The sequence below is a fragment of the Microbacterium sp. NPDC087589 genome, from assembly GCF_044743635.1.
GTDB lineage: Bacteria > Actinomycetota > Actinomycetes > Actinomycetales > Microbacteriaceae > Microbacterium.
The window spans coordinates 143,353-165,509 of sequence record NZ_JBIUWV010000002.1; the positions used below are offsets into that span (position 1 = coordinate 143,353).

The 22,157-nt window shown below is 68.8% G+C and carries 21 protein-coding genes; 12 read left to right on the top strand and 9 right to left on the bottom strand.

All coding sequences use genetic code 11. The annotated features are described in order from the left end of the window. Positions 1-3: 3 nt before the first annotated feature. The 5 genes from ACIOU8_RS06635 to ACIOU8_RS06655 all read right to left on the bottom strand — a co-directional run bounded on the left by ACIOU8_RS06635 (position 4) and on the right by ACIOU8_RS06655 (position 4,923). Entirely contained in the window at positions 4-1,122 is a 1,119-nt protein-coding gene (locus ACIOU8_RS06635; protein ID WP_400787319.1) for a FecCD family ABC transporter permease, read from the bottom strand. Further along, positions 1,119-2,192 (bottom strand): FecCD family ABC transporter permease, encoded by a 1,074-nt coding sequence (locus tag ACIOU8_RS06640; protein ID WP_400787322.1) that lies wholly within the window; start codon positions 2,190-2,192, stop codon positions 1,119-1,121. The genes ACIOU8_RS06635 and ACIOU8_RS06640 overlap by 4 nt, the downstream gene beginning before the upstream one ends. Positions 2,193-2,200: 8 nt before the next feature. Continuing rightward, entirely contained in the window at positions 2,201-3,262 is a 1,062-nt protein-coding gene (locus tag ACIOU8_RS06645; protein ID WP_400787325.1) for an ABC transporter substrate-binding protein, read from the bottom strand. Between the two features lie 180 nt (positions 3,263-3,442). Then, positions 3,443-4,285 carry a helix-turn-helix domain-containing protein gene (locus ACIOU8_RS06650; protein ID WP_400787328.1) on the bottom strand — a complete coding sequence of 281 codons (843 nt, stop codon included), beginning with the start codon at positions 4,283-4,285 and terminating at the stop codon, positions 3,443-3,445. A 20-nt stretch (positions 4,286-4,305) separates the two neighbouring features. After that, positions 4,306-4,923, bottom strand: a complete 618-nt coding sequence (locus ACIOU8_RS06655; RefSeq protein WP_400787330.1) for a TetR/AcrR family transcriptional regulator — start codon at positions 4,921-4,923, stop codon at positions 4,306-4,308. Positions 4,924-4,993: 70 nt separating this feature from the next. Between ACIOU8_RS06655 and ACIOU8_RS06660 the strand changes: the two genes are divergently transcribed. Both ACIOU8_RS06660 and arfB read left to right on the top strand, forming a co-directional pair. After that, entirely contained in the window at positions 4,994-6,292 is a 1,299-nt protein-coding gene (locus tag ACIOU8_RS06660) for an MFS transporter (protein ID WP_400787333.1), read from the top strand. A 33-nt stretch (positions 6,293-6,325) separates the two neighbouring features. Then, on the top strand, positions 6,326-6,763 hold the full coding sequence (arfB, locus tag ACIOU8_RS06665; RefSeq protein ID WP_400787335.1) for an alternative ribosome rescue aminoacyl-tRNA hydrolase ArfB: 438 nt from the start codon (positions 6,326-6,328) through the stop codon (positions 6,761-6,763). Between the two features lie 11 nt (positions 6,764-6,774). On the opposite strand, the gene ACIOU8_RS06670 is transcribed toward arfB, so the two are convergent. Beyond that, the gene (locus ACIOU8_RS06670) at positions 6,775-8,850 is read right to left on the bottom strand and encodes a bifunctional lysylphosphatidylglycerol flippase/synthetase MprF (protein ID WP_400787337.1); all 2,076 of its coding nucleotides are present in this window, start codon (positions 8,848-8,850) and stop codon (positions 6,775-6,777) included. A 90-nt stretch (positions 8,851-8,940) separates the two neighbouring features. On the opposite strand from ACIOU8_RS06670, the gene ACIOU8_RS06675 reads away from it, so the two are divergent. After that, entirely contained in the window at positions 8,941-10,008 is a 1,068-nt protein-coding gene (locus ACIOU8_RS06675; RefSeq protein WP_400787339.1) for a PQQ-dependent sugar dehydrogenase, read from the top strand. A gap of 63 nt (positions 10,009-10,071) precedes the next feature. On the opposite strand, the gene ACIOU8_RS06680 is transcribed toward ACIOU8_RS06675, so the two are convergent. Beyond that, complete coding sequence (locus tag ACIOU8_RS06680; protein ID WP_400787341.1) at positions 10,072-11,052, bottom strand: oxidoreductase; 981 nt, start codon at positions 11,050-11,052, stop codon at positions 10,072-10,074. 49 nt (positions 11,053-11,101) lie between these two features. Between ACIOU8_RS06680 and ACIOU8_RS06685 the strand changes: the two genes are divergently transcribed. After that, positions 11,102-11,503 (top strand): MerR family transcriptional regulator, encoded by a 402-nt coding sequence (locus ACIOU8_RS06685; RefSeq protein ID WP_400787344.1) that lies wholly within the window; start codon positions 11,102-11,104, stop codon positions 11,501-11,503. Here ACIOU8_RS06685 and ACIOU8_RS06690 read toward each other — a convergent pair whose 3' ends face one another. Further along, complete coding sequence (locus ACIOU8_RS06690) at positions 11,504-12,157, bottom strand: DsbA family protein (protein ID WP_400787347.1); 654 nt, start codon at positions 12,155-12,157, stop codon at positions 11,504-11,506. A gap of 89 nt (positions 12,158-12,246) precedes the next feature. On the opposite strand from ACIOU8_RS06690, the gene ACIOU8_RS06695 reads away from it, so the two are divergent. The 3 genes from ACIOU8_RS06695 to ACIOU8_RS06705 are packed head-to-tail and all read left to right on the top strand — an operon-like array spanning position 12,247 to position 15,162. Continuing rightward, the gene (locus tag ACIOU8_RS06695) at positions 12,247-12,615 is read left to right on the top strand and encodes a PLDc N-terminal domain-containing protein (RefSeq protein ID WP_400787350.1); all 369 of its coding nucleotides are present in this window, start codon (positions 12,247-12,249) and stop codon (positions 12,613-12,615) included. A 14-nt stretch (positions 12,616-12,629) separates the two neighbouring features. Then, positions 12,630-14,276 (top strand): 2-succinyl-5-enolpyruvyl-6-hydroxy-3-cyclohexene-1-carboxylic-acid synthase, encoded by a 1,647-nt coding sequence (menD, locus tag ACIOU8_RS06700; protein ID WP_400787964.1) that lies wholly within the window; start codon positions 12,630-12,632, stop codon positions 14,274-14,276. 43 nt (positions 14,277-14,319) lie between these two features. Further along, positions 14,320-15,162 carry a PPK2 family polyphosphate kinase gene (locus ACIOU8_RS06705; protein ID WP_400787353.1) on the top strand — a complete coding sequence of 281 codons (843 nt, stop codon included), beginning with the start codon at positions 14,320-14,322 and terminating at the stop codon, positions 15,160-15,162. A gap of 112 nt (positions 15,163-15,274) precedes the next feature. On the opposite strand, the gene ACIOU8_RS06710 is transcribed toward ACIOU8_RS06705, so the two are convergent. Continuing rightward, on the bottom strand, positions 15,275-16,546 hold the full coding sequence (locus tag ACIOU8_RS06710; protein WP_400787356.1) for an isochorismate synthase MenF: 1,272 nt from the start codon (positions 16,544-16,546) through the stop codon (positions 15,275-15,277). 669 nt (positions 16,547-17,215) lie between these two features. Between ACIOU8_RS06710 and ACIOU8_RS06715 the strand changes: the two genes are divergently transcribed. From ACIOU8_RS06715 to ACIOU8_RS06735, 5 genes are all read left to right on the top strand, one after another. Next, a complete protein-coding gene (locus tag ACIOU8_RS06715; protein ID WP_400787359.1) occupies positions 17,216-17,779 on the top strand; it encodes a hypothetical protein in 564 nt (187 codons plus the stop codon). After that, entirely contained in the window at positions 17,776-18,495 is a 720-nt protein-coding gene (locus ACIOU8_RS06720; protein ID WP_140037928.1) for a class I SAM-dependent methyltransferase, read from the top strand. Before ACIOU8_RS06715 ends, ACIOU8_RS06720 begins: the two co-directional genes overlap by 4 nt. Positions 18,496-18,540: 45 nt before the next feature. Next, complete coding sequence (locus tag ACIOU8_RS06725; RefSeq protein WP_400787362.1) at positions 18,541-19,602, top strand: polyprenyl synthetase family protein; 1,062 nt, start codon at positions 18,541-18,543, stop codon at positions 19,600-19,602. A 57-nt stretch (positions 19,603-19,659) separates the two neighbouring features. After that, positions 19,660-21,033 carry an FAD-dependent oxidoreductase gene (locus ACIOU8_RS06730; RefSeq protein ID WP_400787365.1) on the top strand — a complete coding sequence of 458 codons (1,374 nt, stop codon included), beginning with the start codon at positions 19,660-19,662 and terminating at the stop codon, positions 21,031-21,033. 62 nt (positions 21,034-21,095) lie between these two features. Then, the gene (locus tag ACIOU8_RS06735; RefSeq protein WP_400787368.1) at positions 21,096-22,139 is read left to right on the top strand and encodes a hypothetical protein; all 1,044 of its coding nucleotides are present in this window, start codon (positions 21,096-21,098) and stop codon (positions 22,137-22,139) included. Positions 22,140-22,157 lie beyond the last annotated feature (18 nt).

Here is a 22,157-nt window from a genome sequence, read left to right on the forward strand (position 1 = left end):
CTTTCAGGTGCGGCGCGCGTACTGGGCCGCCAGCAGCCAGGCGAGGTAGAGGCCGCCCACCGACACCGTCACCACGCCCACCGGCACGGCGACGAGCTGGGCGACGGCATCCGACACCACCACGAGCGCGGCTCCGGTCAGCATCACCGGAGCGGTGCCCATCGGAGTGTTCGAGCGGGTGAGTCGTTGCGAGATCTGCGGGGCGGCGAGGGCGATGAACGAGATCGGCCCGGCGGCTGCGGTGACCAGGGCGACCAGAGCCACACCGAACACCATCGCGCCGAGTCGGGTGCGCCCGGGGCTCACCCCGAGTGCGGTCGCCGCGTCATCGCCCATCTCGAGCACCGGCAGAGTGCGGTTCAGGGGAAGGGACGCCAGAGTGACGCCGGCGAAGACGATCGCGGCGGGGACGAGCTGATCGAAGCCGAGGGAGGCGAGCGAGCCCGCTCCCCAGGTCGCCGCCATCATGGCCTTCTCGATGCTGACCGAGATCAGGATCCACGACGTCAGGGAGCCGAGCCCCGCCGAGACGCCGATTCCCACGATGATGAGTCGGAAGGACGACAGCGTGTTCTTGCTCGCGAGCACGTAGACGAGCAGGGCCGTGAACAGGCCGCCGACGAGTGCGCCGACCGCCTTGAACACGTAGGTGTTCAGTTCGAGCACGACCATCATCAGCGTCACGCCGAACTGTGCGCCGACACCGAAGCCGATGATGTCGGGGGAGCCGAGCGGATTGCGGGTGAGTGATTGGAAGATGCCGCCGGCGAGCGCGAGCGCGGCGCCGCACAGCACAGCGAACAGCACGCGGGGCAGCCGCCACTCGAACACCACCTGACGGATGTCGGGGTCGGATGCCGGGTCGAAGACCGCGCGGACGATCGAGGGGAAGTCCACGTCGTAGGCGCCGATGGTCATCGAGGCGAGGCCGGCTGAGACGATCACGACGATGAGCACCGCGCACACCACGACGGAGCGGACCGGGATGAGCGCTGCGATGCGGGAGGTCTCGATGCGCAGCAGGCGGCGACCGTGATCGACGGGAGTGAACTCGGGGGTTCGCCCGTCGACGACGGTCCGGAGAGGGGCGGTCCGGTCGAGGGGGCGCTGATCGACACTCACAGCCCGCTCACCTTCTTGCGGCGCACGAGAATGATCAGGATGGGGGCGCCGAGGAGCGCCGTGACGATGCCGACCCGCAGCTCGCCGCTGGGCAGCACGACGCGGCCGAGGATGTCTGCGAGAAGCAGGAAGGCCGGGCCGACGACCATCGAGTAGGTCAGCACCCAGCGCTGATCGGGACCGGTGAACCAGCGCACGACGTGCGGGATCATGAGCCCCACGAAGGCGATCGGGCCGGCTGCTGCGACGCTCGTCCCGGCGAGGATGGTGACGGCGATGATGACGAGCACTCGGGTCACGCGCACGCGTGCCCCGAGCGACTGCGCCAGATCGTCGCCCAGTGCCAGCGCATTCAGAGAACGTGCGCACAGCAACCCGATCACGAGGCCGGCGGCGATCAACGGTGCGGCCCAGGCGAGTTGGTCGAGAGTGCGCCCGCCGATGGATCCGACTCCCCAGAAGCGCATGACCTGCAGAGTGCCGAGGTCGCGCAGCACGATCGCCGTCGTGAAACCCGTGAAGGCCGCGCCGAGTGCGACTCCGGCGAGTGTGAGCTTCATCGGTGTGGCGCCCGAGCGTCCGAACGAGCCGAGCGTGTAGACCAGCATCGTCAACACGAACGCACCGAGCAGGGCGAAGGGCACGTAGGCACCCGGTGCCGTGAGCCCGAGCACGCCTACGGCGAAGGTGACGGCGAACGACGCGCCGGCGTTGACTCCGAGGATGCCGGGGTCGGCCAGCGGATTCCTCGTGAATGCCTGGATCAGCCCGCCGCAGACCGCGAGGGCCGCGCCGACGGCGATGCCGAGCAGCGTGCGTGGCACCCGCAGCTCCGTGATCATCAGGTGCAGGGGGTTCTCGTCGTCATAGGCGAAGAGCGCCTGCAACACGGTCGCGGGGTCGATCGCCCGATTGCCCACTGCGAGCGAAGCGATGGCGGCGGCGGTCAGCACGATCACCGCGATGACCAGTCCACCCGCCAGCGCGCCGGTGCGGCGCGGGGAGTCGTCCGCACGACTCCCCGCGCCCCTGTTCGAGACGTCCGTGCCGTCTTCCGTCGCCAGGGACATCTCTCGAATCACTCGCCCGCGATGGTCGGCTCGCCCTGCAGCGCGGCTGCGAGGTCGTCGACATACTTCGGCAGGATGTACTTCAGCGAGAGCACGGTCGGCGCGCTGATCGCGGAGGCCTCGGCATCGTCGGCGTAGATCACATAGGAGCCTGCCTCGATCGGCTCCCAGCGGGAGACGACCTTGTTCTCGACCGTGTACTCGCCCTCGGCGACGCTGCCGCCCCAGGCCGCGAAGAGATCGGCCTGCACGTCGTAGAGCCTCTCGAGGCTGACGCCGGTGTACCAGTTGTCTCCCTCGGCGCTCGCCAGGAAGCTGTCCATCGCAGACGTCGAGGAGAAGCCGAGCGCTTCGGTGATGCGCACGCGCGGGTCGTATTCGAGGTAGACGCCGAGGTCTGTTCCGCCCTCGTTCAGGGTCAGTCCCCAGACGAACGTCTTGTCGTCGAACTCGGGGTGCTCGTCGGCGAGGGACGTGATCATCTCCTCGGTCTCGGAGATCAGCTCCTCGGCCTTCTCGTCCTCCGACATCGCCTTGCCGATCGTGCGAGTCATGTCCTCCCATGTGCTCGGGTCCCAGGCGCGCTCGATGTAGGGCACGGTCGGCGCGATCGCGGTCAGGCGCTCGTACTCGACGTCGGTGACTCCCGAGTACAGGCTCAGGATGAGGTCGGGCTCGAGCTCCTTGATCGCCTCGTAGTTGGGGCCGTCCTCCGTGAAGGGGATGATCTCGGGCGTCTCGCCGTACTCCTCGGTGACGAAGTCCTCGAACCAGGGCTGGTAGCCGCTCTCGTCGGCGCCCCAGACCTCTTCCATGCCGATCGGGTTCGTGCCGAGTGCGGCGACGATGTCGGGCGTCATCCACCCCAGGGTGACGATGCGCTGCGGCTTCTCGGGGATGACGGTCTCGCCGTGCGCGTGCTCGATGACCACGCCGTCCACAGACGCGGTGGGGGATCCTTCGGTGTCGGTGGATGCCGAGCAGCCGGCGAGGGTGAGCGCCGCGGCGAGGGCTGCAGCGACGAGCGCCGCACTTCGCCGGGTCTTCGGGCGCGCAGAAGCGTGCGTCATGGTTCTCCTTCAGAGAAAGGGGGAGGGGTATGCCGCGTCTACGCGGCGAGAAGTTAGGTAAGCATGCCCTAACACTTCGATGCTAGAACGCGGAATGCACGCTGAGTGTCGACAGGCAGACGACTTGTGTCGCAGATCCGACAGTTCCGGCCCCAGTGTCGAGTCTTCAGTGCCGAGTCGTCATCGCCAGTACAACTGGTGCGCGGGGTCGGCCTGCACGCGTGCGACGTGCTGCCGCGGAGTCAGTCCGAACCTCTCTTTGAACGCTGCCGAGAACGCGCTCGTGGTGGCGTATCCGCAGCGGTGCGCGACGGCGCCGATGGGGGTGTTGTCGACGATCAGGCGGGCGGCCAGGGTCATCCGCACGCCCGTGCGCCACCTGCCGAAGGTCATGCCGACGTCGTTCTGGAAGATGCGCAGCACCGTGCGCTCATGCAGCCCGTGGGCGACGAGGAGGTCACGAGCGCTGCGCTGGTCGCCCGGGTTCGCGAGCACTGCCTGCACGAGCGGTCGCACCCGCTCGTCGGCCGGCATCGGCACCTCGCCCCAGCCGTCGGCGGCTCCGGTGGACGGATGCTGGAGCATCTCGATGAGCACCGACTGGATGCGCACGCGCAGATCTGTCGCCATGTCGTTGATGCCGAGGTGCAGCAGCATCTCCTGCACGGCTCGCGGCACCAGCACCTGTGTGACTTCGTCGATCGGTGCGATGAGCGAGGCATCCGCGATGTAGGTGTAGCACCCGGTCGAGTCGCGCTCGTGCCGCGCGGTGTGCGGCGTGTGCGCGGGGATCCAGATGCCCTGCCCCGGTGCGAGACGCCACATGGCATCCCGCAGCTGCACCCAGACGGTGCCGCGGTAGCACCACGCGAGCATCGCGTCAGGGTGGCTGTGCGGCGGCGAGAGCGGGCGCGTTCCGGTGTCCTCGCCGGTGACCACGCCCGTTCCCATCACATACGGCGCGCGGATCGTCGACGGATGCTCCGAACTCGCGTCCCAGTCGTCCGGCCGGTAGGAGTTCACGCTGTGCTCCGAATCACGGCCTAGCGGCCGTTGCTCTCGACGATCCCCGCTTCCACCGGAGCCCACCCGTTCTCGAGAACCGTGAAGCCGGCGTCGAGGATCCCGAGCTGGTCCTCGTGCTCGTTGACGAGCAGCTGCATCTGCAGGACGAAACGCGAGTAGACGCGGATCTCCGGGGTCGGCTCGGGGAGCACGAGCTCGTCGGCGATCGCATCCGAGAGGGCGTCCTCGTGGCGGAGCCACATCTTCGCGGCGTACTCCCGCAGCGCCGGAGTCTCGTTGAGGAAGCGCAGGAAGACCCGCGTCACGTCGTTGCCGTGCTCGTCGATGTTGACGCCGAGCTCTGCGGTGTAGAAGTCGCGGATCGCCTGATTGATCGTGATCCCGTCGGCCCGATCTCGCACGGCTGAGACGAGACGGTCGCGCTGCTCGTCATCCTCGTCGAAGACGAGCGCCTCCTTCTGCGGGAAGTGCGCGAACACGGTCGTGGGGGAGACGTCGGCGGCGTCGGCCACCTCGCGGATGCTGACGTTGTCGAAGCCCCGCTCGAGAAACATCACCGTCGCGACATCGGAGATGTTCTTGCGGGTCGCGGCCTTCTTGCGCTCACGGCGTCCGAGCGGCTCGGTGTTCGTCATGCCTCCACCGTATCGCGCACTCGTTTCAAAACTGGCTTGACACCAAACTTGGTATTGATACAGTTTCGGAGTGACTTCACTAAACACATCGCCTGCGCGCAGCGACAAGCGCGCCTGGATCATGCTCATCGTCCTGACGATGCTCACCGTCGTCGGTATGACCGTCGTGCTCCCCGTCCTGCCCTTCGTCGTGCTGCAGTATGTGTCGCACGAGGGAGATCTCGCGATCTGGGTCGGTGTGCTCGAAGCGATCAACGGCCTGTGCGCGTTCCTGGTCGCTCCCTTCCTCGGCCGACTCTCCGACCGTTTCGGTCGACGTCCGGTGATCATCGCCGCGGCTTTCGGCGCGGCATTCGCCATGGCGCTCTTCGGCATCGGAGGTGCGATCTGGGTCTTGGTCCTCGCCCGTGTGATCCAGGGGGTGACCGCAGGCGACCTGCCGGCGCTCTTCGCCTACCTCGCCGATATCACCCCACCCGAGAAGCGTGCTCAACGGTTCGGCCTGCTCGGTGCCCTCTCGGGGATCGGCATGATGATCGGTCCGGCCATCGGCGGACTTCTCGCGGCCGTGAGTCTGCAGCTGCCGGTCTTCCTCACCGCGGCCGTCGCTCTCACCATCGCGATCCTCAGCATCTTCCTGCTGCCCGAGAGCCTCCCACCCGAGAAACGCATCGAACGCATCTCGATCCGCGAGATCCAGCCGTTCGGCGTCTTCACGGAGGTCTTCGGTCGCAAGGAGCTGAGAGGGCTGATGATCGGCTTCGGTCTGCTCGCGCTGCCGTTCGGATTCTTCGTCAACAACTTCAGCGTGCTGGCCCTCGACTCGATCAGCTGGGGGCCGACCCAGATCGGTCTCCTCACCGCGGGCGTCGGCATCATCGACATCCTCATCCAGGGCGTGCTGCTCGGCATCCTGCTTCCTCGCATCGGCGAGCGGGGTGTCATCATCAGCGGCATCGTGGCGCAGACGATCGGACTCGTCGGCCTCGCGGTCGTCGCCTCGGTCTTCGCACAGCCCTGGGTGTTCATCGTCGGTGCGCTCATGCTCGCCGCGGGCCAGGGGGCGTCGACGGCCGCGTTGGACGGCGCGATGTCGAATGCGGTCGGCGACGACGAGCAGGGCTGGTTGGGTGGGGCGACCCAGTCGCTCAACGCCGCGATGAACACCGCCGCGCCGCTGATCGCCGGTGCGCTCTACGTCACCATCAGTCATGCGGCGCCCTACTGGCTGGGTGCCGGGCTCATGGTCGTCGCCGCGATCATCGGCAGAGCGCATATCGCGAACACGGCGAAGAAGGACGCCCTGGAGCGGCAGCCGGTGGGCACCGCGAGCGGCATTCCGCTCGAGCCTGCTGACACTCTCCACTGATACGGGGGCCCCGCACCGGGGGATGATGGATGCATGCCCACCCCTCATCGCCCCGGTCTGCGGGTCTCGGCAGGTCTCACGATCCCCGAGGCCGAGCTGTCGTGGCGCTTCTCGCGCTCATCGGGCCCGGGTGGCCAGGGGGTGAACACCGCGGATTCCCGAGTGGAGCTGGTCTGGGATGCTGCAGGCAGTGCCGCGCTCTCGCCGCACCAGCGTGAGCGTCTGCTCGATCGGCTGAGCGGCCGGCTGGTGCATGGAGTACTGACGATCGCCGCCTCGGAGCACCGCGCGCAGCTGCGCAACCGCGACGCGGCGCGAGAGCGGCTGGCGGCGCTCGTCGCGGAGGCGCTGCGTCCGCCCGCACCTCCCCGCCGCGCGACAAAGCCGAGCCGCGGGTCGAAGGAGCGACGACTGACCGCCAAGAAGCAGCGCACCGACGTCAAGAGGCTGCGCAAGCCGCCGCGCGACTGAGCCGCGCGGCCTCAGTCCTTGCTGCCGCGCACCAGCTCGAGACCTGCGCCGGCGAACTGCCGCAGCGTGGCGTCCGGCAGGAAGGCTCGGGTGAGGGCCGTGCCGATGGCCGCGAGGTCGCTCTCGTCACGGAACAGCAGGTACATCGTCTCGTAGCGCGGGTGGAACTTCTGCTTGAAACGGTGCAGCGACGCGAAGCCGTAGACGGGCTCGAGCGCTTCGGCGAGGCGGTCGCTGAGCACGGCGATCATGCCGGCATCCGGTGGATAGTCGTGAGCGAGTGGAGCTCCCGAGAGCGACATGATCTCAGCGCCCTCCTCGGAGAACTGCTTCGCCGACGACCCGATCAGGTACTCCATCACGGGCCCGAAGCCGCCGTCGCGCCGTCGCATGAGGTCGAGCGTCCATCCGCGCACGGTGCCGCCGTCGCCGTAGACCGGCAGCCACGACAGGAATCCGTCGACGTCGCCGTTCGGGGCGAGTGCCAGGGCGAGCCGCACCTCGGGGTCCTCGGCCTCGTCGAGCGTGCCGAGCGTGAACCGCATCTCGGGGAGGTCCTTGTCGCCGACCCAGGCCTCCGAGATCGCTCGCAGCTGCTGTCGCACGCCCCACGACTCCTCGCTCAGGCGCGTCAGGCGGAAGGTCATGTCCTCCCGCCCAGCCCGATTGAGCGAGCTGCGCACCGAGTTCCACCTCTTGCCGGTGAACTCCAGCCCTGGCAGGTCGACGATGGTGTCGTCCGCGACCACCAGACTGCGCCAGCCGGCGGGAACGGCTTCCCGCGTGGCGTCGTCGGCGCTGAAGAAGCACGGCACGAGGCCCGCGAGTTCGGCAGTGCGGATGAACTCCGCGACAGCGTCTGCACGTGACGCCGATGGTCCGATCGGATCGGCGAGCGCGAGCGCGACTCCGGCTCTGCGCTGATACGCGACGATCCCGGCCGAACTGCGCGCGTAGCTGTTGCCCTCCCACGTCGTCATCCACGACAGTGTCCCGCCGCCATGCGCGCGCAGCTCGGTCTTCACCTCGTCGACCGTCGGAGCCGGCTGGATGCCGAGGAGCGACTTCCGCTTCGCCCGGAAAGCCCGCCGCACCGCGACCAGGTAAACGAGAAGGATCAGCCAGAGGAAGCCGTTGGCGAGTGCGAGCTCGGTATCTCCGTCCCACCGCAGGTCGATGTCGGCCTGCGAGAAGACGGTGATGAGGATGAATAGGAGTGCGGCGATCAGGATGTTGAAGAGGCCGAGCAGGATCACGAGCACCCACGACCAGCGTCGGCCACGCAGCAGTCCGTTCACGAGCACGACGATGACGACGATGTCGATCGCCAGGTCGATGAATCCGCCGGATGCAGGCTCGGTCGGACCGAACGGGCCATCGGTGGCGACGAAAGTCGTGATGATCTCGACCGCCCCCAGCACCAGCAGGGAGATCACGGCGATCAGGCGCTGTTCGCGCACGGTGGTCCGCTGCACGCGCAGGGAGCGGTCGACGACCAGGATCAGCAGCACGGCGAGCAGATGCTCGAGATCTGCGACCGCACCCCAGAACAGCATCGCGATGAACACGAAACCGAGCAGCACGAGCCAGCCGCGCACCCGCCACGGTGGGCGGAAGAGGCCGACCGCCGCTGCGATGCAGGCCATGGTGCCGCCCGACGCGCCGACATCGAGTGCCTGGGCCTGCTCCTGAGCCCAGGCCCACGGCAGCTGCGAGGCGAAGAAGAGCACGAGCGCGGTGGCCAGGATCGCGAAGAACTGCCCGATCCAGTAGTAGGCGAGCGCGACCCGGGTTCCACGACGGTACTCGAGGTACGCCATGCCCCAGAATCCCGAGATCGTGAACACGTACACCCAGGGCGCGTTGACGAAGAAGGTGCCGGTGAGCGGCGTCCACCACATGCCCTGCGTGAGGTTGGGCAGACCGTAGGCGACGGTGCCGAACAGGTCGGTCTTCTCGAACGGGCTCCACAGCCCCTGCCACACCACGCCGACGGCGAGGATCACCGCGACCATCGTGAGGGTGGCCGGCATGCGTCGCAGCACGGAGAGAACAGGATGCGATGTGGGGGTTCGCGCCTCGGTCATGCGCTCAGCGTAGCGAGGACGGCGCATCCTTCGAAGGGCAACCGGAAGGTGGTGGTGGCGGTGCGACTGGGCATCGCGTTGGATGGAGTCATGCCCGCCCATCGATCGCTTCGCTCCTCGACCGCTCGTCGGCGCGTGTCGATCGCGGTCGCCACAGCATCCGTCGCCCTGCTCGCGGCCTGCACGTCGCAGTCGCCCCCGACGCCTGTGTCGGGCGTGGAGCCGTTCGTCGAAGACCTCGATGCGCCCTGGTCGATCGCGTTCCACGGCGATGTCGCTCTGGTCAGCGAGCGCGACAGCGCCCGCGTGCTCGAGATCGCCGAAGACGGCGAAGGGCGCGAGGTCGCCGTGCTCGAGGGAGTCGCGCCCGGTGGCGAGGGCGGACTGCTCGGGCTCGCGGTGCATGACGGCGAGCTCTACACGTACTTCACTGCGGATGCCGAGAATCGCGTCGAGCGGCGCACGATCGTCGGAGACGCGGGCGGGCTGTCACTCGGGCCCGCGACCGCCGTGATCGACGGCATCCCGGCCGCCGGCACTCACAACGGCGGACGCATCGCGTTCGGCCCGGACGGGATGCTCTACGTCACGACGGGCGACGCGGGCGATCGCGACAGCGCTCAGGACCTCGACGCGCTGTCGGGCAAGATCCTGCGACTCGCACCCGACGGCGAGGTGCCGGCCGACAATCCCTTCGAAGACTCGCCCGTCTACAGCTACGGGCACCGCAATCCGCAGGGCATCGCCTGGGATGCCGAGGGCGCGATGTACGCGAGCGAATTCGGGCAGGATACCTGGGACGAGCTCAACGTGATCGAGCCCGGCGGCAACTACGGCTGGCCCGAGGCCGAGGGGATCGCCGATGACAGCGACTACATCGACCCCGTGCAGCAGTGGCGGCCGGATGCCGCGAGCCCGAGCGGCATCGCTGTGACGGCCTCGGACATCGTGATCGCGAACCTCCGGGGTGAGCGCCTGCGCACCGTGCCGCTGGACGATCTGACCGCCAGCGCCGAGGAGTTCGTCGGCGAGCTCGGCCGCCTGCGCGATGTGACAGTCGGGGCAGACGGCATGCTCTGGATCCTCACGAACAACACCGACGGTCGTGGAAGCCCCTCGCAGGGCGACGACCGCATCCTCCGGCTCGACCTCGACTGAGCCACGGCACGGCGCGGCACGGCGCGGCACGGCACGGCGCGGCGCGGCACGGCATGGCACGGATCAGGCGAAGGCGTCGACCCCCGTCGCGGTGACCGAGAGCGCCCACAGTCGTTCGGCGGTCTCGGGGTCGATCGCCCACTCCTTCACTCCGCCGGTGGTCATGTCGCTGTGATCGGGTGCCACGATCCCCTTGATCGAGCAGTCCTCGCAATACGCACCGCTGCGCTCGACCAGCTCGGTGGCCGTGGCAGCCCAGAGTCCGGTGGACGCACCTTCGGCGGGGGTCTTGAAGCGAGGGTTCGGGGTGCCGTCTTCATCGATCCAACCGCGGGAGAGCAGTTCTTCTCGGGGAACGTGCCTCTGCAGCTCGGTCATGATCCCGCCAGGGTGCACCGAGAACGCGAGGATGCCGCGCTCGGCGCCTCGCCGGGCGAGACCCACCGCGAACAGCGCGTTCGCGGACTTCGACTGCCCGTATGCGACCCACGGGTCATAAGGCGTCGTCGCGAAGTCGATGTCGTCGAACCGCACGGGGGAGCGGAAGTGTCCTCCGGATGAGTACGAGATGACCCGGGCGTGGTCCGACAGCAGGTCGGCCACCCCGCCGACCAGTGCGAAGTGACCCAGATGGTTGGTGCCGAACTGCGACTCGAAGCCCTGCGCCGTGCGGCCGAACGGGGTGGCCATGATGCCGGCGACGTTCAGCACGAGGTCGATCGGCTGACCGTCGCGGCGCACCGATTCCGTGAACGTCGCCACGGAGTCGAGGTCGCTGAGGTCGGCGCCGCGCACCTCCGCCGCGGCGATCCCGTCGAGCGCCTTCTGCGCAGCATCCACCCGCCGCGCGGGCACGATCACGCGCACACCGGCATCCGCGAGCGCCCGCACCGTCTCGAGTCCGAGCCCGGAGTACCCGCCCGTGACGATCGCGGTCTTGCCCGCCAGGTCTGTGCCGGCGATCACCTCGGCCGCGGTCGAGCGGTAGCCGAACTCCGACGAGAGCGGCTGCTGGCGGGCGATCATGTCGAGAGGAGCTGTCATGCTCTGACCGTACGATCTAGAGTGCACTCGAAGTCAAGGAGGAGTCCTCGTGGATGATGTGATCGACACGACACGTACCTTCAGCATCGGTGAGCTCGCGCGCCTGGCGGGCGTGAGCGTGCACACTCTGCGCTGGTACGAGGCCGAGGGATTGTTCCCGCGTGACGTTCCCCGGACGTCCGGCGGTCGGCGGGTGTACGCGCACGACTCACTCGCCTGGCTCGCCCTGTTGGGGCGCCTCCGCGAGTCCGGTGCGCCGATCGCGCTTCTGCGCGAGTACTCCGCCCTCGTGCGAGCCGGCAGCGGCAACGAGGCCGAGAGGCTCGCCCTGCTGCGTGCCCACGAGCGCTCACTCGACGCGCAGATCGAATCGCTGATCGCGTGTCGACAGGTGATCCACGACAAGGCCGACGGATATCAGGAGGCGCTCGTCGCGCGCGGCCTTCTCTGACTAGCCGTTCACAGCGTTCTCGATCGCCGCCTCGAGGTCGTCCCACGCCTCCAGCACCACGGGTTCGCCGTCGATGAAGAAGCTGGGCGTGCTGCGTACTCCGAGCCGCTCGCCATCGCTCTTGTCGGCCTGCACTCGCTCGAGAGTCGCCGGGTCGGCGACCGCGGCGTCGTAGGCGGCCATGTCGAGTCCGAGTTCGTCGGCGAGCGTCCGGAACACCTCCGGCGTCTCCTCCGACTGCTCGCCCCACTGGGCCTGCGTCTCGAACAGGCGGTGGTACATGTCCTCGAAGCGGTCCTGTTCTGCCGCAGCCTCGGCGGCGAGAGCGGCCTGCGTCGAGTTGATGTGCCCGGGCAGCGGGAAGTAGCGGACCACATAGGTGATCTCTCCGTCGTACTTCTCGCGTAGGTCTTCGACGATCGGGTAGAACGCGGCGCACGCCTCGCACTCGAAGTCGAGGAACTCGACGACTGTGACGGCATCCGCACCTCCGTCGTCGAGCACGTGCGAGTCGGTGCGCACGGTCTGCAGCTTCTCGCCTTCGGGCGGCGCCGGATCGGCGGGCTGCTGCGATACGTCGTAGACGATGCCGACGATCGCGAGGACCATCGCTACGGCGATGGCGATCAGGGTCGCTTTCACAGGGGTAGGCATGGTGCGCGCAGTCTAACAATCGGGCATCGGCGTCCGCCCGCGGGGGCCCGAGCGGGTCCGCGTCTCACAGACCCGCCTACACTGGAGGGGTGGCGAGACTGTTGATCGTGGGCGGCTTCCTGGCCGCCATCTTCTGGGTGTTCAGCATCGTCGACTGCGCAGTGCAGCCGCCGACGCGTCACCGGGGCGTGCCCAAGGCCGCCTGGATCGCCATCGTCGTCTTCATCCCGGTCATCGGCGGGATCCTCTGGTTCACGCTCGGCCGTCGCCGCGCCAACGACAATGGCGGAGCGATCCGAGTCATCGCGCCCGACGACGACCCCCAGTTCCTCCGCAGCATCAGCAAGAGCGAGCAGGACGCACGCATCCGCCGCCTCGAAGAAGAGCTCGCGAAGCTCGAAGACGAGACCGACGACGGCACCGCATCGGACGGCACGACGCCGGACACGCGTCCGTGACAGCATCGCCGGCGATGGATGCCGCGGCATCCCTGATCGCCGACCTCATCGGTCATGGCGTGCGCGATCTCGTGCTCTCGCCGGGTTCCCGATCTCAGTCGCTCGCGCTCGCCGCAGTGCACGCGGCGAACCAGGGACATCTGCGCCTGCACGTGCGCATCGATGAGCGCGTCGCCGGGTTCACGGCGCTGGGCCTCTCGCGTGAGACCGGGGTTCCCACGGCAGTGGTCTGCACCTCGGGAACAGCCGCCGCGAATCTCCTCCCCGCCGCGATGGAGGCCTTCCACTCCGGGGTGCCGCTGCTGCTGCTGACCGCCGACAGGCCGCCTGAGCTCCGCGGAGTAGGAGCCAACCAGGCGACGATCCAACCGGGCATGTTCGCCTCCTGGGCGCGCGAGCAGATCGACGCGCCCGTTCCGGGTGATGGCGACTGGTCAGGTCTCGCAGCGAGGGCGGTCACTGCCGCGATGGGAGCGGATGCCGCGCACGGCCTCCCCGGGGTCGCCGGCCCCGTGCACCTGAATCTGCCATCGCGAGAGCCGCTCTCGGCTGACGTGCCCGCCGTCGACATCGCCGCCGGCGAGGCCCCGAGAGCGGTCGCTGCGGATGCGCTCGTGCTCGAGCGTGGGCCGCGCACCGTCGTCATCGCGGGCGCAGATGCCGGAGCGGATGCCGAAGAGGTCGCGCACGCCGGATCCTGGCCGCTCATCGCCGAGATCGTCAGTGGTGCCCGTTTCGGACGTCAGGTCGTGCACGGCTATCGCGCGCTGCTGAGCGATGACGCGCTGGGCGGCCGCATCGAGCGCGTCGTCGTGCTCGGGCATCCGACCCTGAGCCGCGAGGTGGCCCGTCTGCTGTCTCGCGCCGACGTCGAGGTGATCGCCGTCCGGCGCGGAGGCGAAGCCCTCGACCTCAACGGGCGCACGACGCCCGCGGCATCCGTCGCGGTCGCCGCCGGCCCCGCCGACCGCGAGTGGCTCGGAGCCTGGCTCACGGCATCCGCAGCTCACGCCGTCGACCTCAGCGAGCGCGCTCCCGACCAGGACGGTCTCACCTCCGCCGATCCGTCCGCTCGGCGCGATGCCGTGAAGGCCGAGCTGGCTGCCGTGCGCCGCCCGCTCGATCGCGAGCTCCTCGCCGACGCCGTCTGGCGGGCCACGTGGCCGCACGACCGACTCGTGTTCGGGTCTTCGCGCCTGGTCAGGGTGGCCGATTCGGTGCTCGGCGGCAAGAAGGTGCCGGTGCACGCCAACCGCGGACTTGCCGGGATCGACGGCACGATCGCCACCGCCACCGGCATCGCTCTCGCAAGTCAGGCGGGGGGAGCCCCGGGGGTCACCCGCGTGCTGCTCGGCGACCTCGCCTTCCTGCACGACGTGGGAGCGTTGATGCTGCCTCCGGATGAGCACGAACCGCGCATCCAGGTCATCGTGGGCAATGACGGCGGCGGCACGATCTTCGACGGCCTCGAGGTCGCGGGCACGGCTGCTCGCGCCGACCTCGACAGAGCGTTCTACACCCCGCACACGGTGCGCCTCGAGCAGCTGGCCCTCGCTTACGGGTGGGAGTATCAGCGCGTCACGACCCGCACGGCACTCGATCAGGCCCTCACCACTCCGGCCGGTGGCCGTCAGCTGATCGAGGTGCCGCTCACGCGCTGATCCGGTTCGGCGCGGCGCGCGTCCGCAGTGGCAGGATGAACGCATGACAGCGCACGAGTGGGCCAAGACTCTCCAGGTCGGCGACGGATTCCGTCTCGCCGACGTCGATCCGCAGAGCACTTCCGGGTATGGCGGTGCGAAGGCCGACGGCAGGCGCGATCTCGAGGCCGGCCTCGACGAGCTCAACCTGCTGCAGGAACGCCTGTTCGCGGGGAGTCGCGTCGGAGTCGCGAAGGACTCGGTGCTGCTGATCCTGCAGGCGATGGACTCGGCGGGCAAGGGAGGCATCGTGCGGCATGTCGTCGGCGGGGTCGACCCGCAGGGCGTCGCGCTCACGGCGTTCACGGCGCCGACCGACGAAGAGCTCGCGCACGACTTCCTCTGGCGAGTGGCCAAGCGGCTTCCGAAGCCCGGATTCATCGGCGTCTTCGACCGCTCGCACTACGAGGACGTGCTCATCGGTCGGGTGCGGTCGCTGGCCCCGGCTGACGAGATCGAACGCCGGTACGGCGCGATCAACGACTTCGAGGCCGAGGTAGCGGCATCCGGCACCCGCATCATCAAGGTCATGCTGCACATCTCACCCGAAGAGCAGAAGTCCCGGCTGATGGAGCGGCTCGAACGGGCCGACAAGCACTGGAAGTACAACCCGGGCGATGTCGACGAGCGACTGCTGTGGGACGACTACATGGCGGCGTATCAGACGGTGTTCGAACGTACCTCGACCGCTGCGGCGCCGTGGCATGTGATTCCGGCCGACCACAAGTGGTTCGCCCGCCTCGCCGTGCAGGAGCTGCTGCTCGATGCACTGCAGCGGATCGATCCGCAGTGGCCGGCGGCCGACTTCGACGTCGAGGCCGAGAAGAAGCGCCTCGCGGCGAGCTGAGCGGGGCGACGTTCACAATTCAGGATGATCCGCGACTCGTCGGCCTGATCGGGCCCACTGGAGACCGCGATCCGCGATTCATCCTGAATTGTGCGCACGTGCGCGCTGAGAGTCAGGCGAGAGCGTCGACCAGCGGGCGGAACTTGACGCGCGTCTCGAGCAGCTCCGACTCGGGGTCGGAGCCCGCGACGATCCCTGCTCCCGCGTAGGCGGTGACCGCGATGTCGGTCCCCCGGGGGGTGAACTGTGCGCAGCGCAGCGCGATGGCCCACTCGCCGTTGCCGGCCGCGTCGACCCATCCGACCGGGCCGGCGTAACGCCCGCGGTCGAACGGCTCGAGCTCGCGGATCGCCGCGATCGCTGCCGAGGTCGGAGTTCCGGCCACGGCGGCCGTCGGATGCAGGGCGCCGACCAGGTCGAGCGACGAACCGCCGTCGGCGAGCTCCCCCTCGACATCGGTCGCCAGGTGGAAGAGGTTCGGCAGTTTGAGCAAGAACGGCTGCTCGCTCGCGGCCAGCGCGCGCGTGTGCGGACGCAGCGAGGCGAGCACGCTCTGCACCGCGTACTCGTGCTCGTCGAGATCCTTGGTGCTCGAGGCCAGATGAGCGGATGCCGCGGTGTCGGCATCCGCATCGGCCCCGCGTCCGATGGTTCCGGCCAGCACGCGGGCGGTGACGGTGCGCTGCTGCACCGTGACGAGCGTCTCGGGGCTCGCGCCGATCAGCCCGTCGACCGCGAAGGCCCAGGTGTCGGGGTATCCGGTCGACAGCGCGCGCACGAGACGGCGCAGGTCGGAGCCGGCGGGGATGCTGCCGGTGAGGTCGCGAGCGAGAACGACTTTGCTGAGCGCGCCGTCGGCGATGCGGGCCAGCGCCTGACGCACGGAATCCTGGTAGCCCTGCGGGCTCTGTGCTCCCGGGCCGACCGTGCCGGCCCAGTGCGGGCCGTAGCCGATCGTCGAGGCATCGGACTGGGGTTCGAGACCGGAGTGCGAGGTCGACGTCGACGTCGACCGGATGCGGGTGAGCCAGGTGCGCCCGCGGTGTCGGCCGATCACGAGCGCCGGCACGACGAGAACGCTGTCGGCGGAGGAGTCCTCGTCGAAGGTCAGCGCACCGAAGGCGACGAGACCCGAGCCGGGGAGCGCGAGCTCGTCGTCGATCTCGGCATCCTGAGCCAGGTCTCGCCAGGCGGTGGCGATGGCGGCCGAACGCAGCGGCGCGGCGCCCGCGGGGATGCGGATCGTCTCGACCACGCCGTCTCCCACGGCGACGATGCCGTCACCGCGGCGCAGCCATGCCAGCGGTCGTGCCGGGTCGGCGTAGGCCAGGAGGTCCTCGACCGGATCGATCTCACAGGTCTCCACGACCAGCCTGCTGCTCACCCCTCCAGCCTAGTTCGTCGCTCGTCGGCCGGCCTTCCGCTGTGCCGCCACTCGGCGAGGCGCTTTTTCCGGTGAGACCGCGTTTTCGTCGTGAGACCGCGTTTTCGTGGTGAGGCCGCCTTTGCGTCGTGAGGCCGCCTTTGCGTCGTGAGGCCGCCTTCCGGTCGTGAGACTCGTGTCCGTGGCGTGGGTCTCGTGCGGCGATGGCGGTTTGGGCTGGTGGGGGCGCGGGGTCGGCGGGGCTTGCCGGTGGGACCGCCTTTTCGTGGTGAGACCCGTGTCCGTGGCGTGGGTCTCGTGCGGCGATGGTGGTTTGGGCTGGTGGGGGCGCGGGGTCGGCGGGGCTTGCCGGTGGAACCGCCTTTTCGTGGTCAGACCCCCGCTGGTGAGACCGCCTTTTCGTGGTGAGACCGGTGTCCGTGGCGTGGGTCTCGTGCGGCGATGGCGGTTTGGGCTGGTGGGGGCGCTGGGTCGGCGTGGTTCCAGGGTGAGACCGCATTCCGGTCGTGAGACCCGTGTCCGTGACGTGGGTCTCGTGCGGCGATGGCGGCTTCGCCGCGGAAGGGTGGTTTCGCCGCGGAAGGGCGGTTTCGCCGCGGAAGGGCGGTTTCGCCGCGGAACCGCATCCGCACCGACCGGAATGTGAGAAGCCCCGCCTACGCTGAGTGCATGAGCGACGCCCGCCCCGAACCCGGCACCGAGATGATCTTCCAGTGGCGCAAGTGGGATGGCTCTCCGCATTGGCGCCACGAGTGCGTCTATCTCGGCGCCGACGAGTGGGGCGACTGGCTCGGGCAGCCGGTCGGTTGGCCCAGCGCTCGACCGGGTGCCGCTCTCATCGCAGAGACCCCCAACGTCACCCTCGTGCCTCGGCAGACCGACTTCGCCCTGACGGTCAACCGAGACCACCCGAAGGGCATGCGGGTCTACATCGACATCGGATGGGACGTGCGCTGGTCCGATGACCCGCTGCTCGCGGTCGGCATCGACATGGATCTCGACGTCGTGCGGGTCGAGGGAGAGCGCGGCACCTGGGTCGACGACCGCGACGAATGGGCCGAGCACAGCGTGCGATACGGATACCCCGCCGAGATCATGACCCGGCTCGAGGCCCTGGCGCTCGACCTCGAGCAGCGTGTGCGCGATCAGACCGCTCCGTTCGACGATGCGACTGCGGATCTCTGGCTCGATCGCCTCGACGCGCTGCACCTCGCGCCTAGACTGGGCGTGTGACCTCGAACGAAGCAAACCGCGCCGATCTCGGCAAGGACCCCGCCCGCGTCAGCGGCATGTTCGACCAGGTCGCCGCGGGCTACGACCGCACGAACACGGCGATGACGGTCGGCAACGACGCCCTCTGGCGCGCAGCGACGACCAGGGCGGTCGCCCCGAAGCCGGGGGAGAAGATCCTCGACCTCGGTGCGGGCACCGCGTCGTCGTCGGCGTCCCTCGCGCGCAGCGGCGCGCAGGTCGTCGCCGCCGACTTCTCGCCCGGCATGCTCGCAGAAGGCAAGCGTCGGCACGGCAGCATCCGCAATCTCTCCTTCGTGCAGGCGGATGCCACTGATCTGCCTTTCGAAGACGGCGAGTTCGATGCCGTCACGATGTCCTACGCCCTCCGCAACGTCAACGATCCCAAGAAGGCGCTGCGCGAGCTGCTGCGTGTGACCAAGCCGGGTGGCCGCCTCGTGATCAACGAGTTCTCGACCCCGCCCGGCGCCCTGTTTCGCGCCGGATACCGTTTCTACAACTCGCAGGTGCTGCCTCGGGTGGCGCGTGTCGCCGGCACCAACGGCGACGCGTACGACTACCTGAACGAGTCGATTCGCGACTGGCCCGATCAGAAGAAGCTCGCCGCGTGGATCCGCGAGGCCGGGTGGACCGAGGTCGAGTACCGCAACCTCTCGTTCGGGATCGTCGCACTGCACCGGGCGTTCAAGGCCGCGTGAGTACGACGCGCGAACGCCCACGGCTGACGACGGTAGGCTGAGAGCGTGACTTCGAGCCGCGTAGCCCCGGGTTCGCGACTGGCGAGCCGTCTCGGTTTCAGCGACCGTGTCTTCATCGGCACTGCCGGTCGACGCGTCGCTCGGGCGATCGAAGACGGTCTCGAGCGTGTCGAGACCGGTCTGGCCGATGATGTGCGCGTCGCCGACCCGCTGGCCGACGCTGCGAGCCGCTACCTCTACGAGGCGGGGGGCAAGCGCATCCGCCCCGTGCTGACCCTGCTCGCCGCCCAGCTGGGCGACGGCAACACCGACCAGGTGATCGACGTCGCGAAGGCACTCGAGATCACTCACCTCGGCTCGCTGTATCACGACGACGTCATGGACGGTGCCGACCGCCGTCGTGGCGTCCCGGCCGCACACGCGGTGTGGGGCAACAACATCGCCATCCTCACCGGCGACATTCTCTTCTCGCGCGCGAGTCAGCTCATGTCGCGTCTGGGCGAGCGCGCCATCCGCCTGCAGGCCGACACGTTCGAGAGGCTCGTCCTCGGCCAGATGCACGAGACTCTCGGTGCGCAGCCGGGCGACGACCCCATCGAGTTCTACCTCCAGGTTCTCGCCGACAAGACAGGGTCCCTGATCGCCGCGGCGACGCAGGGAGGCGTGATCTTCTCGAATGCGCCCTCGGAGTATGAAGAGCCACTGCGTGTGTACGGCGAGAAGATCGGTGTCGCCTTCCAGCTGCTCGACGACGTGATCGACCTGTCGGCCAAGCCGGAGGACACGGGCAAGGTGCCGGGCACCGACCTGCGTGCCGGCGTTCCGACGATGCCGTACCTGCTGCTGAAGGCCGAGCCCGACGACGCGTCGATCGAGCTCGCCGCCCGCATCGACGACGGTGTGACGCGCATCGCCGAGGGCGAGGACCCCGGGATCCTCGACCGGCCGCTCACCGAGCTCCGCGATCACGTCGGTACCCAGAAGACCCTCGCGCTCGCGCACTCCTGGACTCAGGATGCGATCGACGCGCTCGCCCCGCTTCCGCGCGGCACCGTGCGCGACGCGCTCACCCGTTTCGCAGAGACCCTCGTCGAACGCTCCAGCTGACTGCGACGCGGCCTCGGCCGCGTGCATCGAGCGTGACGGCACACGAAAGGACCCCTTATGACCAAGCTCAGACTGGCCATCGTCGGAGCGGGCCCCGCCGGCATCTACGCCGCCGACATCCTGCTCAAGGCCGAGCGCAAGTTCGACGTCTCCATCGATCTCTTCGAGCAGCTTCCGGCACCCTACGGCCTGGTCCGCTACGGCGTCGCCCCCGATCACCCCCGCATCAAGGGCATCGTCAACGCGCTCCGCGATGTGCTCGACCGCGGCGACATCCGTCTGTTCGGCAACGTCCGCTTCGGTGAGGACATCACGCTCGATGACCTGAAGAACCACTACAACGCGGTGATCTTCGCCACCGGCGCGATCCGCGACACCACCCTCGACGTCCCCGGCATCGACGCGGTCGCCTCCTACGGCGCTGCCGACTACGTGAGCTGGTTCGACGGGCACCCCGACGTGCCGCGCGAGTGGCCGCTGGATGCCGCATCCGTCGGTGTGCTGGGCAACGGCAACGTCGCTCTCGACGTCGCCCGGATGCTGGCGAAGCACGCCGAGGACCTGCTGGTCACCGAAGTGCCCGAGAACGTCTACGAGGGGCTGAAGGCGAGTGCGGTCACGGACGTGCACGTGTTCGGTCGTCGCGGCCCCGCGCAGGTCAAGTTCACTCCGCTCGAGTTGCGCGAACTCGGCGAGCTGCGCGACGTCGACATGGTCGTCTATGACGAGGACTTCGACTACGACGAGGCGTCGAAAGACGCAGTGGCCAGCAACAAGCAGGTCATGGTCATCGACCGCATCCTGCAGTCGTGGCGCAAGCGCGACTCGGTGAACAACGCAGGGGGCACGGCATCCCGTCGTCTGCACCTGCACTTCTGGGCACGTCCGGTCGAGGTCCGCAAGGATGACGCCGGCCGCGTGGCGGCCCTCGTCTACGAGCGCACGAAGCCTGACGGACAGGGCGGCGCCGTGGGCACTGGAGAGATGCGCGAGGTGCCGCTGCAGGCGCTCTACCGCGCGATCGGATACTTCGGCTCGCCCCTTCCGGGCGTTCCGTTCGACAAGAAGCACGGTGTGATCCCCAACCGCGAGGGCCAGGTGCTCGCCAAGGACTCGAACCAGCAGATGACCGGCATCTACGCGACCGGGTGGATCAAGCGCGGCCCGGTCGGCCTCATCGGCCACACCAAGTCGGATGCCATGGAGACTGTGCGGCACATCATCAACGACCAGGGTTCGTGGTGGCACCCGGAAGACCCGTCAGAAGAGGCGATCCCCGCGCTGCTGCAGGAACGCGGCGTCAAATGGACCGACCTCGAGGGCTGGCATCGACTCGACGAGCACGAGGTCTCGCTCGGTGCGCCGCAGGAGCGTGCCCGCGTCAAGGTCGTGCCGCGTGACGACATGGTGCGCGTCTCTCGCGGAGAGTGACCGACACCGGATCGTTGTCCGCACCTCGCGCGTCGGAGAGTGAGCGTCCCTAGGCTGGGTGGATGCGACTGCGCTCTCTGATCGTCTTCGGCACGGCCGCCCTGCTGCTCGTCTCGGGGTGCACGGCCGAGCCGACACCGAAGCCCACGGGCTCGCCGTCGGCGTCCGCCTCGGCGACGCCGACGGGGACCCCGACCCCCGAGCCCGCAGTCGAGCCTGAGAGCGCGTTCGATGTGAGCTGCGACGACGTCGCCGCCACGATGGCAGAGCTCCTGGGCGAGCCGTCGACGCCGGTCGAGCCGGTGCTGTCACTGGTGTCGGCGATGAGCTGGCTTCCCGGGCCCGCGCAGCACATGTTCCAGCGGGCCGGAGGCATCGCCTGCTCGACCGGCGACACGGAGCGCAACTGGGAGGTCACGATCGTTCCTGACGCACAGACGGTGATCGCGGGTGCGACCGAGCGCCAGGGCTTCTGGGGCGAAGCGGCCAGCTGCGAGGGCGGACGCTGCGGGTTCGAGCTGCCCGACGGAGACGTGCTGCTGTCGGCCACCGTCGTCGACCCCGATCTCGGCACGGGCGACACCGCCCGCATCGAGGAAGCGCTGCGGCGCATCGCTGCCTCGGCGGCGTCGAGCACGCGGGAGGTCGAGTACGTCGACAGCGAGATCGTCGGTGCTCCGTGCGAGCGCTTCGTCACGCCGGAGCAGGTGAACGCCGCGTTCGGAGTGTCGGACGCGACTCTCTTCACCGCCTTCGGCGGATGGGGGATCCCTGCTGAGGTGTACGAGGTCGTCAACGGCTCACGCATCTGCTACTTCACGTCGGCAGGAAGCGAGTACGAAGGACCGAGCTATCTGATGCTCACGACGCTCCCCGCAGGAGCCTGGGCGTTCGAGAGGCTCGATGGCGACCCCGTCGAGGTCGAAGGAGCGGATGCCGCCAAGGCCAGCATGGGCGAGCGCGGTGAGAACATCCTCGACGTGCGCGTCGGCCTCGACTGGATTCGATTGATGACGTATGACAGCGGATCCGGTGCCGCCGACCCGGCTCCGCTGGCACAGACGGTCGTGCGCAACCTCACGGTCGGACACACCGCTCCCGAGTAGCCCGCACGCCGTCGGCTA

Bases quoted from the DNA above. Each gene is read 5' to 3' on its own strand.
- ACIOU8_RS06680 (WP_400787341.1), bottom strand. From the start codon at position 11,052: ATGACAGCTCCTCTCGACATGATCGCCCGCCAGCAGCCGCTCTCGTCG.
- ACIOU8_RS06670 (WP_400787337.1), bottom strand. From the start codon at position 8,850: ATGACCGAGGCGCGAACCCCCACATCGCATCCTGTTCTCTCCGTGCTG.
- ACIOU8_RS06675 (WP_400787339.1), top strand. From the start codon at position 8,941: ATGCCCGCCCATCGATCGCTTCGCTCCTCGACCGCTCGTCGGCGCGTG.
- menD (WP_400787964.1), top strand. From the start codon at position 12,630: ATGGATGCCGCGGCATCCCTGATCGCCGACCTCATCGGTCATGGCGTG.
- ACIOU8_RS06735 (WP_400787368.1), top strand. From the start codon at position 21,096: ATGCGACTGCGCTCTCTGATCGTCTTCGGCACGGCCGCCCTGCTGCTC.
- ACIOU8_RS06705 (WP_400787353.1), top strand. From the start codon at position 14,320: ATGACAGCGCACGAGTGGGCCAAGACTCTCCAGGTCGGCGACGGATTC.
- ACIOU8_RS06690 (WP_400787347.1), bottom strand. From the start codon at position 12,157: ATGCCTACCCCTGTGAAAGCGACCCTGATCGCCATCGCCGTAGCGATG.
- ACIOU8_RS06655 (WP_400787330.1), bottom strand. From the start codon at position 4,923: ATGACGAACACCGAGCCGCTCGGACGCCGTGAGCGCAAGAAGGCCGCG.
- ACIOU8_RS06640 (WP_400787322.1), bottom strand. From the start codon at position 2,192: ATGTCCCTGGCGACGGAAGACGGCACGGACGTCTCGAACAGGGGCGCG.
- ACIOU8_RS06715 (WP_400787359.1), top strand. From the start codon at position 17,216: ATGAGCGACGCCCGCCCCGAACCCGGCACCGAGATGATCTTCCAGTGG.
- ACIOU8_RS06645 (WP_400787325.1), bottom strand. From the start codon at position 3,262: ATGACGCACGCTTCTGCGCGCCCGAAGACCCGGCGAAGTGCGGCGCTC.
- arfB (WP_400787335.1), top strand. From the start codon at position 6,326: ATGCCCACCCCTCATCGCCCCGGTCTGCGGGTCTCGGCAGGTCTCACG.
- ACIOU8_RS06730 (WP_400787365.1), top strand. From the start codon at position 19,660: ATGACCAAGCTCAGACTGGCCATCGTCGGAGCGGGCCCCGCCGGCATC.